14 protein-coding genes are annotated in these 15,086 nt (G+C 72.9%); 12 read left to right on the forward strand and 2 right to left on the reverse strand.

The genetic code is table 11. The features are described from left to right. Positions 1-52: 52 nt before the first annotated feature. The gene (locus tag K6T13_RS07555; RefSeq protein ID WP_222897876.1) at positions 53-1,471 is read right to left on the reverse strand and encodes an HNH endonuclease signature motif containing protein; all 1,419 of its coding nucleotides are present in this window, start codon (positions 1,469-1,471) and stop codon (positions 53-55) included. A gap of 263 nt (positions 1,472-1,734) precedes the next feature. Here K6T13_RS07555 and K6T13_RS07560 point away from each other — a divergent pair, with 263 nt between their 5' ends. Beyond that, on the forward strand, positions 1,735-2,145 hold the full coding sequence (locus K6T13_RS07560) for a PPOX class F420-dependent oxidoreductase (protein ID WP_222897877.1): 411 nt from the start codon (positions 1,735-1,737) through the stop codon (positions 2,143-2,145). On the opposite strand, the gene K6T13_RS07565 is transcribed toward K6T13_RS07560, so the two are convergent. Then, positions 2,146-4,899, reverse strand: a complete 2,754-nt coding sequence (locus K6T13_RS07565) for an alpha/beta hydrolase (RefSeq protein WP_222897878.1) — start codon at positions 4,897-4,899, stop codon at positions 2,146-2,148. 150 nt (positions 4,900-5,049) lie between these two features. Between K6T13_RS07565 and K6T13_RS07570 the strand changes: the two genes are divergently transcribed. The 11 genes from K6T13_RS07570 (at position 5,050) to K6T13_RS07620 (ending at position 15,040) form a co-directional block, all read left to right on the forward strand. Then, positions 5,050-5,559, forward strand: coding sequence for a hypothetical protein (locus K6T13_RS07570; RefSeq protein WP_222897879.1), 510 nt, complete (start codon positions 5,050-5,052; stop codon positions 5,557-5,559). Positions 5,560-5,626: 67 nt separating this feature from the next. Then, the gene (locus K6T13_RS07575) at positions 5,627-5,893 is read left to right on the forward strand and encodes a DUF6167 family protein (RefSeq protein ID WP_222897880.1); all 267 of its coding nucleotides are present in this window, start codon (positions 5,627-5,629) and stop codon (positions 5,891-5,893) included. Beyond that, positions 5,893-8,577: an alanine--tRNA ligase gene (alaS, locus tag K6T13_RS07580; protein WP_222897881.1), complete on the forward strand. Its 2,685-nt coding sequence runs from the start codon at positions 5,893-5,895 to the stop codon at positions 8,575-8,577. Before K6T13_RS07575 ends, alaS begins: the two co-directional genes overlap by 1 nt. Beyond that, a complete protein-coding gene (gene ruvX, locus K6T13_RS07585; RefSeq protein ID WP_222897882.1) occupies positions 8,577-9,035 on the forward strand; it encodes a Holliday junction resolvase RuvX in 459 nt (152 codons plus the stop codon). The genes alaS and ruvX overlap by 1 nt, the downstream gene beginning before the upstream one ends. Continuing rightward, the gene (mltG, locus tag K6T13_RS07590) at positions 9,032-10,189 is read left to right on the forward strand and encodes an endolytic transglycosylase MltG (RefSeq protein WP_222897883.1); all 1,158 of its coding nucleotides are present in this window, start codon (positions 9,032-9,034) and stop codon (positions 10,187-10,189) included. The genes ruvX and mltG overlap by 4 nt, the downstream gene beginning before the upstream one ends. Before the next feature lie 3 nt (positions 10,190-10,192). After that, complete coding sequence (locus K6T13_RS07595) at positions 10,193-10,996, forward strand: shikimate dehydrogenase (RefSeq protein WP_222897884.1); 804 nt, start codon at positions 10,193-10,195, stop codon at positions 10,994-10,996. Continuing rightward, on the forward strand, positions 10,993-11,706 hold the full coding sequence (locus K6T13_RS07600; RefSeq protein ID WP_222897885.1) for a prepilin peptidase: 714 nt from the start codon (positions 10,993-10,995) through the stop codon (positions 11,704-11,706). Before K6T13_RS07595 ends, K6T13_RS07600 begins: the two co-directional genes overlap by 4 nt. A gap of 124 nt (positions 11,707-11,830) precedes the next feature. After that, the gene (gene aroC, locus K6T13_RS07605; protein ID WP_222897886.1) at positions 11,831-13,009 is read left to right on the forward strand and encodes a chorismate synthase; all 1,179 of its coding nucleotides are present in this window, start codon (positions 11,831-11,833) and stop codon (positions 13,007-13,009) included. Further along, positions 13,006-13,509 (forward strand): shikimate kinase, encoded by a 504-nt coding sequence (locus tag K6T13_RS07610; protein WP_249423992.1) that lies wholly within the window; start codon positions 13,006-13,008, stop codon positions 13,507-13,509. Before aroC ends, K6T13_RS07610 begins: the two co-directional genes overlap by 4 nt. Further along, positions 13,506-14,606 carry a 3-dehydroquinate synthase gene (aroB, locus tag K6T13_RS07615; protein ID WP_222897887.1) on the forward strand — a complete coding sequence of 367 codons (1,101 nt, stop codon included), beginning with the start codon at positions 13,506-13,508 and terminating at the stop codon, positions 14,604-14,606. The genes K6T13_RS07610 and aroB overlap by 4 nt, the downstream gene beginning before the upstream one ends. After that, positions 14,603-15,040, forward strand: coding sequence for a type II 3-dehydroquinate dehydratase (locus K6T13_RS07620; RefSeq protein WP_222897888.1), 438 nt, complete (start codon positions 14,603-14,605; stop codon positions 15,038-15,040). The genes aroB and K6T13_RS07620 overlap by 4 nt, the downstream gene beginning before the upstream one ends. Positions 15,041-15,086: the final 46 nt, after the last annotated feature.

Raw genomic sequence — 15,086 nt, forward strand, 5'->3', positions numbered from 1 at the left:
GCGTGGACACGCCGACGGCCCCGCCCGGGGGTGGGCGGGGTGTGGGGCGGGGTCAATGTCGCGTGGGTGGGTCGGGCTCGGGCGGGTTGTCGTCCGCGGGATCGATCGCGGTGGTGCCGGTGTGGTCGCGGAGGTAGTGGTAGCGGTGGGGTGAGGTCCAGAGGTAGGTGCCGGGTTCGGGGGTTTCGTAGTGCCAGTGGCCGTGGGTCTTGTGGCGGTGGTGGCGTCGGCACAGGGGTGCGATGCCGTGGCTGCAGGTCTCGGGGTGGTCGGCGTAGGGCCGGATGTGGTCGTGGTCGCAGCCGTGGGTCTCGGGGTGGAGTCGGCGGGCGGGTCGGGTGCAGTGGGGGAAGACGCAGGTGAGGTCGCGCAGGGTCACGTGTTCGGTGATGCGGTGGGGGATCTCGTACTGGTCGACGTGGACGTGGTCGTTGAGGTCGATGACGGGCTGGACCACCAGGTGGGTGTCGGGGTGGCCGCACCAGTCGCGGATCTGGGTGGCGGTGATCGGGGCGCGGGTGGTCTCACACCGGCCGATCCCGTCGCCGGTGCTGGTGAGGGCGTGGTCGGTGAGGTGGAGGTAGAGCACCGTCTTGCGGACCGGTGTGCGGGTGTGGGCCGGGGGTTTCGTGGCTCGCTGCGCTCGCACCTCAACCTCCGACCTCGAGCCCCCAGCCTCCGGTGGGGTGAGGTCGAGGGTGAGCTGGCGGCGGGCGAGCTCGCCGACCGCGAGGGCGCGGCGCTGGTCCAGGGTCGCCTCGGAGCCGAGGTCGGCCAGCTGGCCGGCGAGGTGGCGCACGGCGTCGTCGAGGTCGATCGCGTCGGCGAGGTCGAGCTCGCCGGTGACGTAGGCGGTGCCGTCGAAGGAGACGTGGTCGCGGTCGATGGTGAAGTGCCGCCGGTCGAGGCCGTCGTGTCGGCGTTGTTCGGCGGTGTCGGGCATGAACCGGCCGATCGCCTCCTCGACCAGCCGGTCCAGGGCCGTGGGTCGGATCCGGTGCGCCACCGGCGCCACATGGGTGTCGACGAACGCCGCCGCGGCTTCGGTGAGGTCGGCGCCGATGGTGGCATCGGCGACCCGGCGGGCCTTCCAGGCCGCAAGGTCCCCGGCCATCACCCGCCGCCACAGCCGCGGCAGCCGGTAGCGCAGCTCGACGGCCTGCCCGAGGTAGTGCTTGCCGGCCTCGGTCGACAGCCCCAGCGCGGCGGCGTACTCGGCCACCGAGAACTCCGCCACCAGCGGCGCACCGGGCCCGGCGATCGGGATCACGCCCTCCAGGCCGGAGCGGAAGGTGTAGGTCTCGGCGTCCTCGACCGACTCGGCGGGGTGGATGACCGCCCACTGCACCGCGAGCTGGAGCTTGCGGGCCTCGGCGCGGTCCGCGGCGGCGGTCTCGGCCCGGGCCGCCGCCAGCACCCCGCGCGCATCCTCCGGCAGGGTGCCGGGCTGCTCGGGTGCGGTGATCGCCATGACCCCCACTCAAGCACTCACCACTGACAAGAACCCCCGTGGTTGAGCGGCTCTCCACACCCCGACCAGGGTCTCGACAGGCTCGACCAACGTGGCGTCGAGAGGGCGTGGAAGTCACCTCGACCGACCTGGCGTGGGGTCGAGGTGGCGTCGTACGCGCCGGGGGTTTCGAGGCTCGCTGGCGCTCGCACCTCAACCACCGGCCGTGTCCCGCTCGCACCTCAACCACCGGCGGCGACCACCCTTCCGGGTTACGGTCGGGCATGGACATCGACCGCGTGCGTCAGTTCGTCACCCAGCACCACCGAGCCGTGCTGGCCACCCGGACCCAGGACGGCGGCATCCAGCAGAGTCCGGTGCTCGTGGTCGTCGACGACGAGGGCCGGTTCGTCATCAGCAGCCGCGAGACGGCCTACAAGGTGAAGAACCTGCAGCGCGACCCGTGGGCCCAGGTCTGCGTCTTCACCGACAAGTTCTTCGGCAGCTGGTACTACCTCGAGGGGCAGGCGAGCGTGGTCACCCTGCCGGACGCCATGGGGCCGCTGGAGGACTACTACCGCGCCGCGGTCGGGGAGCACGACGACTGGCCGGCCTACCGGGCAGCCATGGAGAAGGAGCGCCGCGTGGTGATCCGGATCGACGCGCAGCGCGCCGGTCCGGACCACGCCGGTTGATCAGTCGACCACCTGCACGGTGCGCTTCACCCGCGTCCGGTTCCACTCGACCCGCAGCGTCACCCGCTCCTCGCCCTCGCGCACCCGGTCGACACGCACGGGTATGCGGAAGCTCAGGGACCGCTCCCGCGGTTGCAGGTCGTCGTAGAAGCCCAGCGGGGACTGGTGGAGCGGCAGCCGCGCCCGACGAGGGTCGAGGTAGTGCTCCCGGGCCCAGTCGCGCGGCACGTCGCCGACCGCCAGCCGGCGTCCGGGACCCTCGCCCTTGACGGGGTGCATCATGAAGAACGACGGGAAGCCGACGCCCTTGCTCAGCTTCACCGACACCGTGATCGTGTCGCCCTCCGAGACCCGCCGGGGCGCCCGCACCCGCAGCCGGGGGGCCGGATCGTCGTCGACGACGACCACCCGGCCGGCGTAGGCATCGGTCATCACGCCCTCGACGGCGAAGGCGCCGTAGCTGGTGATGCGCCGGGGCCAGTCGTGGACCTTGTTGCCCTGGTGCTCGAAACGGATCGCTCCCTCGGTCTGGCCCGGGGACAGGTCGAGCCGGAGCTTGGTGGGGGAGCGCCGGGTCGCCTGGTCGACGATGCCGACGAGCAGCTGGGCCCGACGCGTCAGCTCACCGGTGACGGTGAACGGCAGCCACGCGGTCGAGGTACGTCGGCTGTCGCCCTCCGGCAGCGTCAGCTCACCCAGGCTGACCGTCGGCATCCGCTTGTCGGGGACACCGGCCAGCGAGTCGGCCGCGGCGGCGACGTCGAGGACCCAGATCCGCCCGTTGGGGCTGTCGCCGACGACGTCGACCCGGCTCACCCGGGAGAGGTCGATGCCGGTGGCGGTCGACGGGTCGGCGACCACCGCCTGCGCCCAGCGCTTGCCGACCATCTGGTCCCGGGGGAGCGCCGGCACGACGCCTCCGTTGGCCGGGGTCACCTCGGCGGAGGCGCCGGTGGTGTCGGTCAGCCGCAGCCGGAGCGCGACGTCGCCCAGGTCCGGGTCGACGATGGTGCGCAGCTCCAGCCTCCGGTCGGTCAGGTCGAGCGGTTCGTCGAGGACGAGGCCGCCGGACTGACCGGCCTCGGCCCACGCGATCTCGAGCTCCCGCCGCGGCGGCGCGAACTCGCCGGCGTCGTACCAGTGGGGAGTCTGGCCCCACAGGTCGGGCGTGCGACCGCACGCGCCGACGGACCCGGACCGGACCACTCCCTGGCAGAAGGAGGTCGTGGCGCCGGACGGGAGGGACAGCCCGGTGTCGATGGCCGGCCGGCGCAGCTCGCGCCCCCCGCCGATCGCGTGCGAGCGCACGTCGGCATCCGCGAGCGAGGGCGCCACCACGGCCGAGCCGTCGTAGAGGGGGAGGAGCTGCGGGGCGTCCTGCGCGAAGAGCCGGGCGGCGCCGGCGACGTAGGCGACACCCACGTCACGCTGCTCGGCGGCACTGAGCCGGGTCGCAGACCGCTTGCCGCACACCCCCTTCTTGCCGTACCAGTCGTCCCAGGCCGGTGCCTGCGCGATCCCGGGTGTCCACTCGGTGTTGAAGTAGTTGTGGTTGGCGCCCATCACCATCACCGAGCTCTTCAGCGCGGTGTCGTCGGCGGTCAGGTCGCGGGCGCTGTCGGTGAACCGCTGGCCCTGGAGGTCGCTGACGTCGCCGTCGCAGTAGGGCAGCACCGTCACCGTCGGCACGTACGGCGCGGTCTGGGTGCCGAAGTCGGTCGGTGCCAGCAGCACCTGGCCGACCACGCGGTAGGGCGCGCTCAACGGGATCTGGATCGAGGCCCGGTTGACGCCCTCCCCGCCGCGGCTGTGGCCGACGAGCACCACGCGTGTCAGGTCGACCTGTCGGCCGGCGGCGATCGAGGTCCAGTGGTCGAGGTGACGCTGCACGATCTGGGAGCGCGCGTCCGCGCCGCCGTCGTCGAGGCGGTAGTCCTGGGCGTTGATGCCGTTGACGCGGATCGAGACCGTGGCGAAGCCCTGGGAGGCCAGCACCTGCTGGATGTAGTCGTAGCCGAGGTGGCTGGGGATCTCCTGCAGCGGCGCCCGGCACGGCCAGGTGTTGCCGTCGGCGTACTCGTCGGTGGGGGAGTAGCAGTAGGAGTGGCGGCCGTGGAGGAAGACCACGAGCGGTCGCGGTCCGGTCACGGCCCCGGCCGCGGGCTCCACCACGTGGCCGACCATCTCGATCGGCTGCTTCATCCGCCGCAGCTTCACGGGGTCGAGCTCGTAGTCGCTGGAGACCACCGCGTGGGGTCCGGCCGTGGCGGGATCCTCGGGGAGGGGTGCGAGGTCGGGGGCGGCGCCGCGCGCCGGCTGCACGTCGGCGAGGTCGAGGCCCGGGTGGTCGAGCCGGTCACCGGACAGCAGCACGTCGAGGTCGGCCGGGTCGGGCCGCGTGTCGGCGACCACGGTGGTCTCGACGGTGCGACCGTCCCCCCGCAGCAGGGGTACGCCGACGGGGACCCCGTCGGCGACGATCGTCGCCCGGTCGGAGGTGACCGGCAGCCGCTCGGGCGCCCGCCAGCTGACGCGGTAGGTGTCGGGCGCGGTGCGCACGACCTGCCAGCTGCCGGGTCCGGTCTCGGCAGCCCGCGCCCGGGCGCCGCCTGCGTCCCCCTCGGGCGAGGCCGGTGGCGCCGGTGGAGCCGCGGAGACGGCCGCAGCGGTGCTGAGACCGACCGAGCCCACCAGGACACAGGTCAGCAGGAGACGGAAGCGGCGACGGCCGCCGGGACGAGGACGAGCGTGCATGGAGGTTCCCCCTGAAGAAGTGACTACCCGGTTGACGCACGACCGGGCGTCACGGTTGCAGGATCCCACCATCCCGGCCTCCCCGGCCGGCGAAGCGCCGTACCGCCTCGCCCGAAAACCGGGACCGGGGGACCGATAGGGTCGGGCACCATGATCGGGCAGTGGATCGCGCTCGCGGGCACGGCGCTGGTGGCGCTGGGCCTGACGGTCGCGCTGGTGCGCCTGCGGGGCCGCACCCGGCGCGAGGTCGCCGCCGCCCGCGCGGAGGCCGCCGAGCTCCGCGAGCGGTTGGAGCGGCTCGAACGGCTCGAGGGGCGCGAGCGGCCCGCCGTCGAGGCGCCGACACTCGTCACCGGGCACGAGTTCCGCATCACGCGGGTCGGCGAGCCCGAGCCCGAGGAGGCACCGCCGCCCCAGCTGGAGCGCGCCGTCTTCGCCGACCTGCTCCTGCGTGAGAGCGTGATCCGGGTCGGCTCGCTCGCCCACGGCGTACGCCGGGCCCTGTCGGCCGAGTCGCGCAACCGGATCGGGTTCGAGATGAAGCGAGAGGTCCGGCGCGCCCGCAAGCAGCGCCGGCTCGAGCAGCGCCTCGCCTGGCGCGAGTGGCAGGCCCGGGAGCGGAGCCGCGTCAGCGACGACGAGCTGCAGGAGTCGGCATGACCACCCCACCAGGCTGCGGGCTCCTCCCGCTTCGCTTCTCCCGCCCACACCTCCGCGGGGGCCCCGGATGAGCCGGACCGTGTGGTTCGTCGCCGGTGCCGGCGCGGGGATCTATGGCATGGTCCGTGGCCGGCGTGCGGCCGAGGCCTTCACGGCCGAGGGCCTGCACGACCGCGTGACCGCGCTGTTCCTCGGCGCACGCATGCTCCGCGACGAGGTGGCGCAGGGCGCGGCCGAGCGCGAGACCGAGCTGCGGGAGCGGTTCGGCGTCCTGCCCCACGAGCGGGCACAAACCCCTGAGCTGATGAGCACGGAGAGCAGAGGACACCACTGATGGACACCGCGGAGATCCGCCGTCGGTTCGTGAGTCACTTCGAGAACGCCGGCCACACGGCCGTGCCGTCGGCGTCGTTGCTGCTCGACGACCCGAACCTGCTGTTCGTCAACGCCGGCATGGTGCCCTTCAAGCCGTACTTCCTCGGGCAGGAGACCCCGCCGTACGACCGGGCGGTCAGCATCCAGAAGTGCGTCCGCACCCCCGACATCGAGGACGTCGGCAAGACCACGCGACACGGCACGTTCTTCGAGATGTGCGGCAACTTCTCCTTCGGCGACTACTTCAAGGAAGGCGCGATCGAGCTGGGCTGGGACCTGGTGACCAAGCCGATCGCCGACGGCGGCTTCGGCTTCGCCGAGGACAAGCTGTGGCCGACCGTCTACGACGACGACGCCGAGGCCGTCGAGCTCTGGCGCAAGGTCACCGGCCTGCCCGACGACCGGATCGTGCGGCTGGGCAGGAAGGAGAACTACTGGTCGATGGGGGTGCCCGGCCCCGGCGGACCGTGCTCGGAGATCCTCATCGACCGCGGCCCCGACTACGGGCCGGACGGCGACTTCTCCGCCGAGGACCGCTACCTCGAGTTCTGGAACCTCGTCTTCATGCAGGACGAGCTGTCGGCGGTGCGGTCCAAGGAGGACCTCGACATCTCCGGGTCCCTGCCGAAGAAGAACATCGACACCGGCATGGGCCTCGAGCGGGTGGCCTACCTGCTCCAGGGCAAGCAGAACATGTACGAGATCGACGTCATGTTCCCCGTGATCGAGAAGGCCATGGAGCTGACCGGACGCCGCTACGGCGCTGGTGGATCGGAGGGCCACACCGACGACGTGCGGTTCCGGGTCGTGGCCGACCACGTCCGGTCCTCGATGATGCTGATCAGCGACGGTGTCACCCCCGGCAACGAGGCACGGGGCTACGTGCTGCGCCGGCTGCTGCGTCGCGCCGTCCGCTCGATGCGGCTGCTGGGCTTCGAGGACCGCGCGCTGCCCGAGCTGCTGCCGATCTCCCGCGACAAGATGGGCGAGACCTACACCGAGCTCCACCGCGACTGGGAGCGCATCTCGACCGTCGCCTACGCCGAGGAGGACGCCTTCCGGCAGACGCTGCGTGCCGGGACCGCGATCTTCGACCTCGCCACCACCGAGGTCAAGCAGTCCGGTGGGAGCCAGCTGTCGGGGGACAAGGCGTTCTCGCTGCACGACACCTACGGCTTCCCGATCGACCTGACCCTCGAGATGGCCGCCGAGCAGGGGCTCTCGGTCGACGAGGAGGGCTTCCGCCGGTTGATGGGCGAGCAGCGTGACCGCGCCAAGGCCGATGCCGCCGCCAAGAAGGGGCAGCACCGCGACGCCAGCGCCTACCGCGCGGTCGCCGACTCACTCGGCTCACCGGTGGAGTTCACCGGGTACGCCGAGGTGGTGACCGAGGGCGCGGTCCGCGGCATCGTCACCGCCGGCGGGGTCACCGAGGCCGCGCGCGAGGGCGACGAGATCGAGCTGGTCCTCGACCGCACCCCCTTCTACGCCGAGGGCGGCGGCCAGCTCGCCGACCAGGGCGTCATCGAGCTCGCCAACGGGGCCCGGGTCGAGGTGCGCGACGTCCAGTCGCCGATCACCGGCCTGATCGTCCACCAGGCCAGGGTCCTCTCCGGCGAGGTCACCGTGGGTGTGGGGGCTCACTCGCTGGTGGACGTCGAGCGCCGCCGCTCCATCTCCCGGTCGCACACCGCGACCCACATGGTGCACAAGGCCTTCCGCGAGGCCCTCGGCGACACCGCGACCCAGGCGGGCTCGGAGAACAGCCCGGGCCGGTTCCGCTTCGACTTCTCCGCCACCGGCTCCGTCCCGGCGTCGGTGATGACCGATGTCGAGGCCCGGGTCAACGACCTCGTGCTGGCCGACCTCTCGGTCCACGCGGAGATCATGACCCAGGACGAGGCCGTGAAGTCGGGGGCGATGGCCCTCTTCGGCGAGAAGTACGGCGATGAGGTCCGCGTGATCTCGGTCGGCGACTGGGCCCGCGAGCTGTGCGGCGGCACGCACGCCGGCCGGTCCGGCCAGCTGGGGGTGATCAAGCTGCTGGGCGAGTCCTCGATCGGCTCGGGGGTGCGGCGCGTCGAGGCGCTGGTCGGTGGCGACGCCTACCGGTTCCTGGCGCGGGAGCACGTGCTCGTCGCCCAGCTGTCCGAGGCGTTGAAGGTGAAGCCCGAGCAGCTCCCCGAGCGCGTCAACGACATCGTCGAGCGGCTCCGCAGCGCCGAGAAGGAGATCGAGAAGGTCCGCGTCCAGCAGCTGCTCGACGCGGGTGCCGAGCTGGCCGCCGGGGCCGAGCAGGTGGGTCCGGTCAAGGTCGTGGCCCATCGTGTCGACGGCGCGGCCGGTGGCGACGTCCGGCAGCTGGCCCTGGACGTGCGTGGACGGCTGCCCGGCGGCGAGCCCGGGGTCGTCGTGGTGATCGGCGTCGCCGACGGCAAGGTCTCGGTGGTGGCGGCGGCCAACGACGCCGCCCGCGAGCGGGGCGTCAGCGCCAACGCCCTCGTCGGTGCCGTCGGACCTCTCGTCGGGGGCCGCGGCGGCGGCAAGGACGACGTGGCCCAGGGCGGTGGCAGCGATCCGTCGCGGGTCGACGAGGCACTCGCCCTGGTGGCGGCCGAGGTGGGTCGGGTGGCCGGCGGCTGATGCGTGCCGGCGTACGGCTGGGGCTCGATCCCGGGGATGCCCGTGTGGGGGTCGCACGCAGCGACCCCTCGGGGTTCCTGGCGACCCCGCTGGAGACGGTCCGCCGCGGCAAGGGTGACCTGGCCCGCGTCGCCCGGCTGGTGCGTGACGAGGAGGCCGTGGAGGTGGTCGTCGGGCTGCCGCGATCGCTCTCCGGCGGGGAGGGTCCGGCGGCGGCGAAGGTGCGCGAGTTCGCCGCCCGGCTGGCGGCTCGGGTCGCCCCCGTGCCCGTCCGCCTCGTCGACGAGCGCCTCACCACGGTTTCGGCGGAGGCTATGCTCCGCGACCGGGGGAAGAAGGGACAGGACCGCCGGGCCGTCGTCGACATGGCCGCCGCCGTCCTGATCCTGCAACATGCACTGGACACCGAACGGGCCACGGGCACGCCTCCGGGTGAGCACGTCGAAGGGGAAGCATGAGTGACAACGACCCACTGCTCACCGAGAGCGGCGAGGAGCTCATCCCACCCGAGGGTGGCGCCCGACGACGTCGCCGCCGCCGGCTTCCCGGCTGCGTGGCGGCGCTGGTCGCCCTGGCCGTCCTGGTGGTGCTCTTCTACGTCGGCGTGACCAAGGGTGTGGAGCTCGTGCGCGACCAGTTCGCGGACCCCGCCGACTACCCCGGACCCGGTCAGGGCAAGGTCGTCTACACCGTCGAGGAGGGCGACACCGTCGCCGACATGGGCCGAGGCCTCAAGTCCGCTGGCGTCGTCGCGTCGGTCCAGGCGTTCCTCAACGCCGCCTCCGCGGAGCCGGGAGCCAGCTCCATCCAGGTCGGGGCCTACCAGTTCCAGAAGGAGATGCCGGCGGCCGACGCGCTCGACGTGCTGCTCGACCCCGCCAACATCCTCAAGAACACCGTCACCATCCCGGAGGGCCTGAGGGTCGAGGACATCGTGGCGATCCTCGCCAAGGAGACCGACTTCAACCGTGCCCGGTTCGAGAGGGTCCTCGACGACCCACGGGCGCTGGGTCTCCCCGACTACGCCGACGGCAACCCGGAGGGCTACCTCTTCCCGTCGACCTACGACTTCGGGCCCAAGGCGAAGCCCCAGGAGATGCTGGCCGCGATGGTCGACCGGTGGGAGCAGGCCGCTTCCGAGGCGAACCTCGAGGCGGCCGCGGAGCGGCTGGGCTACACCCCGCACGAGCTGATGACCGTCGCCAGCCTCATCGAGGCCGAGGCCGCACGGCAGGAGGACCGCGGCAAGGTGGCCCGCGTGATCTACAACCGGCTCGAGGGTGAGGAGACCAACGGCCTCCTGCAGATCGACGCCACGGTCAACTACGCCACCGAGAACGACCTCGGGGCGGTGCCGACGACCGAGGACCTCGAGGTCGACTCGCCCTACAACACCTACCAGAACCCCGGTCTGCCTCCCGGACCGATCGAGGCGCCGGGCGACGCGGCCATCCAGGCGGCCGCCAACCCGACGGATGGTGGCTGGTTCTACTACGTCACGGTCAACCTGCGCACCGGCGAGACCAAGTTCGCGGAGAGCTACGACGAGTTCCTCACCTACAAGAACGAGCTGCGGGAGTACTGCGAGAACGAGTCGCAGGGCGCCTGCTGAGCGATGCGCTGCGCCGTCCTGGGGGACCCGGTCGCCCACTCGTTGTCACCGGTCCTGCACCGGGCGGCGTACGACGCCACCGGCCTCGACTGGCGCTACGACGCGCTCCGGGTCGCGGCGGGGGGACTGGAGGGGCTCGTGGCCGGGCTCGGCGAGGAGTGGCGTGGGCTGTCGGTGACCATGCCGCTCAAGCGCGAGGCGCTCGACGTCGCCGCCGAGGCCTCTCCGGTGGCGGAGCTGGCGGGGGCGGCCAACACGCTGGTCCGTGGCACGGCCGGGTGGTCCGCCGACAACACCGACGTACCCGGCGCGGTGGCGGCGCTCCGCGAACGGCTTCCCTCGCCGCCGGTGGTGGCGACCATCCTCGGAGGTGGCGCCACGGCCGCGTCGACCGCGTTGGCGCTCTGCGAGCTCGGCGCCGGCTCGCTGACCCTCCTGGTGCGGTCGCCGGCGCGTGCCGCCGAGACGCTCGCGGCGATCGACGCCCACCGTGCGCGGCCCGCGGTGCGCGTGGGCTCCCTCGAGACCGACGACGTCGTCGGTGACCTCGTCGTGTCCACGATCCCGGCCGAGGCCCAGTCGCCGGGCCTCGTGGCCCGGTGCGCCGGGGTCCCGGCGCTGTTCGACGTCGTCTACGACCCCTGGCCCACCCCCCTGGTCGCCGCAGCCGGTGACCGGCCCCTGGTGACGGGGCTCGACCTGCTCGTCCACCAGGCGGCCCTGCAGTTCTCGCTGTTCACCGGGCTCGCCGCGCCCCTGGCCGAGATGCGCGCCGCCGGTGAGGCCGCGCTGGGGAGGTCGCGGTGACCGTGCTGCTCGTGCTCCTGGCAGGTGTGGCGACGGCTGCGGCGGGGCTGCTCGTCCCCACCCTCATCCGGGCGCTCCCTGAGCCGGAGCACGACGAGAGCGCCGAGGACGAGGACCCCAAGCCGCTCTACGTCGACGTCGCCTCCCGGAGAGGCCAGCGGTGGCGATCCGCGCTGGGATCCGGTGCTGCCGGGGCGGTGATCGCGCTCGCCGTCGGGTGGGACTGGTGGCTGGTGGCCCTGCTGCCGGTGGTCCCGGTCTGCACCGCCCTCGCGGTCATCGACTGGCACACCCGGCTGCTGCCCTCGCGGATCGTGCTGCCCGCCACGGCATACGGCGTGGTCGTGGGCCTCCTGGGGTGGGCCCTGAGCGGCGACCACACCGACGTGCTGCGCGCCGCGATCGGTCTGGTGGTCGCGCGGTCGTTCTACTGGGTGCTGTGGTTCGTGCACTCCGCGGGCATGGGCTTCGGCGACGTGAGGCTGGCGGCGTTGCTGGGTTTCGCCCTCGGACACCTCGGATGGGGTGAGCTCGCCGTCGGCCTGTACGCCGGCTTCCTGGTCTTCGGGATCCCCGGTCTGCTGCTCGCCGTCGTGCGGTGGGACCGCTCGCTGCTCAGGTCCGCCTTCCCGTTCGGCCCGTTCATGATCATCGGCGCCCTGATCGGCATCGTGCTCGGCCCGGCCGCCACGGCGTGGTTCTCGAGCTGACGCCCCGGGTTTCGAGGCTCGCTGCGCTCGCACCTCAACCACCGGGGGATCGCGAAGGAACTGCCACCTCTCGCCGCGCAGGCGCGGGAGAGGTGGCTGGGCTCGGACGTGAAAGACTTGCGGCATGCTGCGTTGGCTCACTGCGGGCGAGTCCCACGGCCCGTCCCTGGTCGCGATCCTCGAGGGTCTTCCCGCCCACGTCGCGGTGACCTCCGACGACATCGCCGAGGCGCTCGCACGGCGTCGACTGGGCTACGGCCGTGGCGCGCGCATGAAGTTCGAGCAGGACGAGGTCAGCATCATCGGAGGCGTCCGGCACGGCCGCACCCAGGGCGGCCCGGTGGCGATCCAGGTCGGCAACACCGAGTGGCCGAAGTGGGAGCGGGTGATGTCCGCCGACCCCGTCGACCCTGCCGAGCTCGAGTCGCTCGCGCGAAACGCCGCGCTCACCCGGCCGCGCCCCGGCCACGCCGACCTGGTCGGCATGCAGAAGTACGCCTTCGAGGAGGCCCGTCCGATCCTCGAGCGGGCCTCGGCCCGTGAGACGGCGGCCCGGGTCGCCCTCGGTCGGGTGGCCACCAACTTCCTCGACCAGGCGGTCAGCGCCCGCGTCGTGTCCCACGTGGTCGAGCTCGGTGGCGTGCGGGTCCCGGCCGGCGTCGTCCCGGGTCCCGACGACGTCGCGCGGCTCGACGACGACCCGGTGCGCTGCCTCGACCCCGACACGAGCAAGCAGATGGTCGCCACGATCGACCAGGCCCACCAGGACGGCGACACGCTGGGCGGCGTGGTCGAGGTCGTGGTCCACGGACTGCCGCCAGGGCTCGGCTCGCACGTCCACTGGGACCGGCGGCTCGACGCCCGGCTGGCGGGTGCCCTCATGGGGATCCAGGCGATCAAGGGCGTCGAGGTCGGCGACGGCTTCGAGCTGGCGGCGACCCCGGGCTCGCGTGCCCACGACGAGATCGTGCCGACCGCGACCGGGCTGCGACGTACGTCGGGACGGTCCGGCGGCACCGAGGGTGGGATGACCACCGGCGAGGTGCTGCGGGTGCGCGCCGCGATGAAGCCGATCGCGACGGTGCCCCGGGCGCTGCGCACGGTCGACGTCGCCACGGGGGAGGAGGCCACCGCCCACCACCAGCGCTCGGACGTGTGCGCGGTGCCGGCCGCCGGCATCGTCGCGGAGGCGATGGTGGCGCTGGTGCTCGCCGACGCGGTGCTGGAGAAGTTCGGGGGCGACTCGCTCCCCGAGACCCGCCGCAACGCCGAGAGCTACCTCGACACCCTGAGGTTCAGGTGAGCGGACCACGCGTCGTCCTCGTCGGGCCGATGGGGGCGGGCAAGACCACGGTCGCGGAGCTGCTCGGCCGTGCCTGGGACCTCCCCGTCCGCGACACCGACGCCGACATCGAGGCGCGGGAGGGCCGCACCATCTCCGACATCTTCGTCGACGACGGTGAGCAGCGGTTCCGGGAGCTGGAGGTGGTCGCCGTGAGCGACGCGCTGGAGCAGCACGACGGCGTCCTCGCGCTGGGCGGTGGGGCCGTGCTGGACCCCCGTACCCGCGACCGCCTGGCCGACCACCCGGTCGTCTTCCTCCGCGTCGGGCTCGCGGACGCCGTCAAGCGGGTCGGGCTCGGCGTGGGCCGGCCGCTGCTGCTCGGCAACGTTCGCGCGCGGATCAAGTCGCTGCTCGACGAACGCACGCCCGTCTACGAGGCGGTCGCCGACCACGTCGTCGACACCGACGGCCGCGACCCGGACGACATCGCCCGGGAGATCCGGGAGCTGCTCGGATGAGCGAGACCGTGATGCACGTCGCCGGGACCTCGCCGTACGACGTGGTCGTCGGCCGGGACCTCCTCGACCGGCTCCCGTCGCTGCTCGGCGGTGGCGTGGAGCGGGTCGCGGTGGTCCACGCCGAGCCGCAAACCGACCACGCTCGGCCCGTGGTGGAGGCACTCGCGCCGCACGTCGAGGTGCTGGCGGTCCCGGTGCCCGACGGCGAGGCCGCCAAGACCGCCGAGGTCGCCCAGCGCTGCTGGGAGCTCCTCGGCGAGCACGGCTTCACCCGTTCCGACGCCGTGGTCACGGTCGGTGGGGGCGCGGTGACGGACCTGGGCGGGTTCGTGGCCGCGACCTGGCTCCGGGGCGTGCGCGTCGTCCACGTGCCGACCACCCTGCTCGGCATGGTCGACGCGGCTGTCGGCGGCAAGACCGGCATCAACACCGCCGCGGGCAAGAACCTGGTGGGCTCCTTCCACGAGCCCGGCGGCGTGCTCTGCGACCTGGCCACGCTCGACACGCTGCCGCCCGCCGACCTCGCCGCCGGGCTGGCGGAGGTCGTCAAGTGCGGCTTCATCGCCGACCCCGCCATCCTCGAGCTCGTGGAGGAGCACGAGCCCGGCGACCTGACCCCCCACGGCCCCGTGGTGCGCGAGCTGGTCGAGCGGGCGGTCCGCGTCAAGGTCGACGTCGTCACGGCAGACCTGCGGGAGACCGGCGGCAGCGGTGGTCACCCGGGCCGGGAGGTCCTCAACTACGGACACACCCTGGGCCATGCCATCGAGCGTCACGAGGGCTACCGGATGCGCCACGGCGACGCCGTCGCAGTCGGGTGCGTCTACGCGGCCGAGCTCGCCGGCCGCGCAGGGGTGCTGGCGCCCGAGGTGGTGGCACGACACCGGGACGTGCTGGCACGGGTCGGGCTCCCGACGAGCTACGACGCGGCCTCCTTCGAGGAGCTGCACGCCACCATGAAGGTCGACAAGAAGGCCCGGGGATCCCGGCTCCGCTTCGTCGTGCTGCGCGGCCTCGCCGACCCGGTCATCCTGGAGGGGCCGTCCGAGGAGCACCTGCGGGCGGCCTACGACGCGATCGCAGGAGGTGCGGCATGACCCGTGTCCTGGTCCTCAACGGCCCCAACCTCGGCCGCCTCGGCCGGCGGCAGCCTGAGATCTACGGCACCACCACCCACGACGAGCTGGCCCGGCTGTGCGTCGCGTGGGGCGAGGAGCTGGGCCTGGAGGTGGAGGCACGGCAGACCAACCACGAGGGCGAGCTGCTCGACTGGCTCAACAGCGCTGCCGACGACCGCACCCCCGTCGTGCTCAACGCCGGCGCCTGGACCCACTACTCGTGGGCGCTCCACGATGCGTGCGCCCAGCTGACCGCCCCGCTCGTCGAGGTGCACATCTCCGACCCGAAGCAGCGCCCGGAGGGGTTCCGCCACACCTCGGTGGTCGAGCCGCACGCGGTGGCGACCATCGCGGGCCAGGGCATCCAGGGCTACCGGGTGGCGCTGGAGCGCGTGGCGTCGGCCGACGGCTGAGCGGCCGCCTCGGGGCGGTCACACCGTTTAGGAGCCCGGGCCGGCC

The sequence above is a fragment of the Nocardioides coralli genome, from assembly GCF_019880385.1.
In the GTDB taxonomy this organism is placed as follows: Bacteria; Actinomycetota; Actinomycetes; order Propionibacteriales; family Nocardioidaceae; genus Nocardioides; species Nocardioides coralli.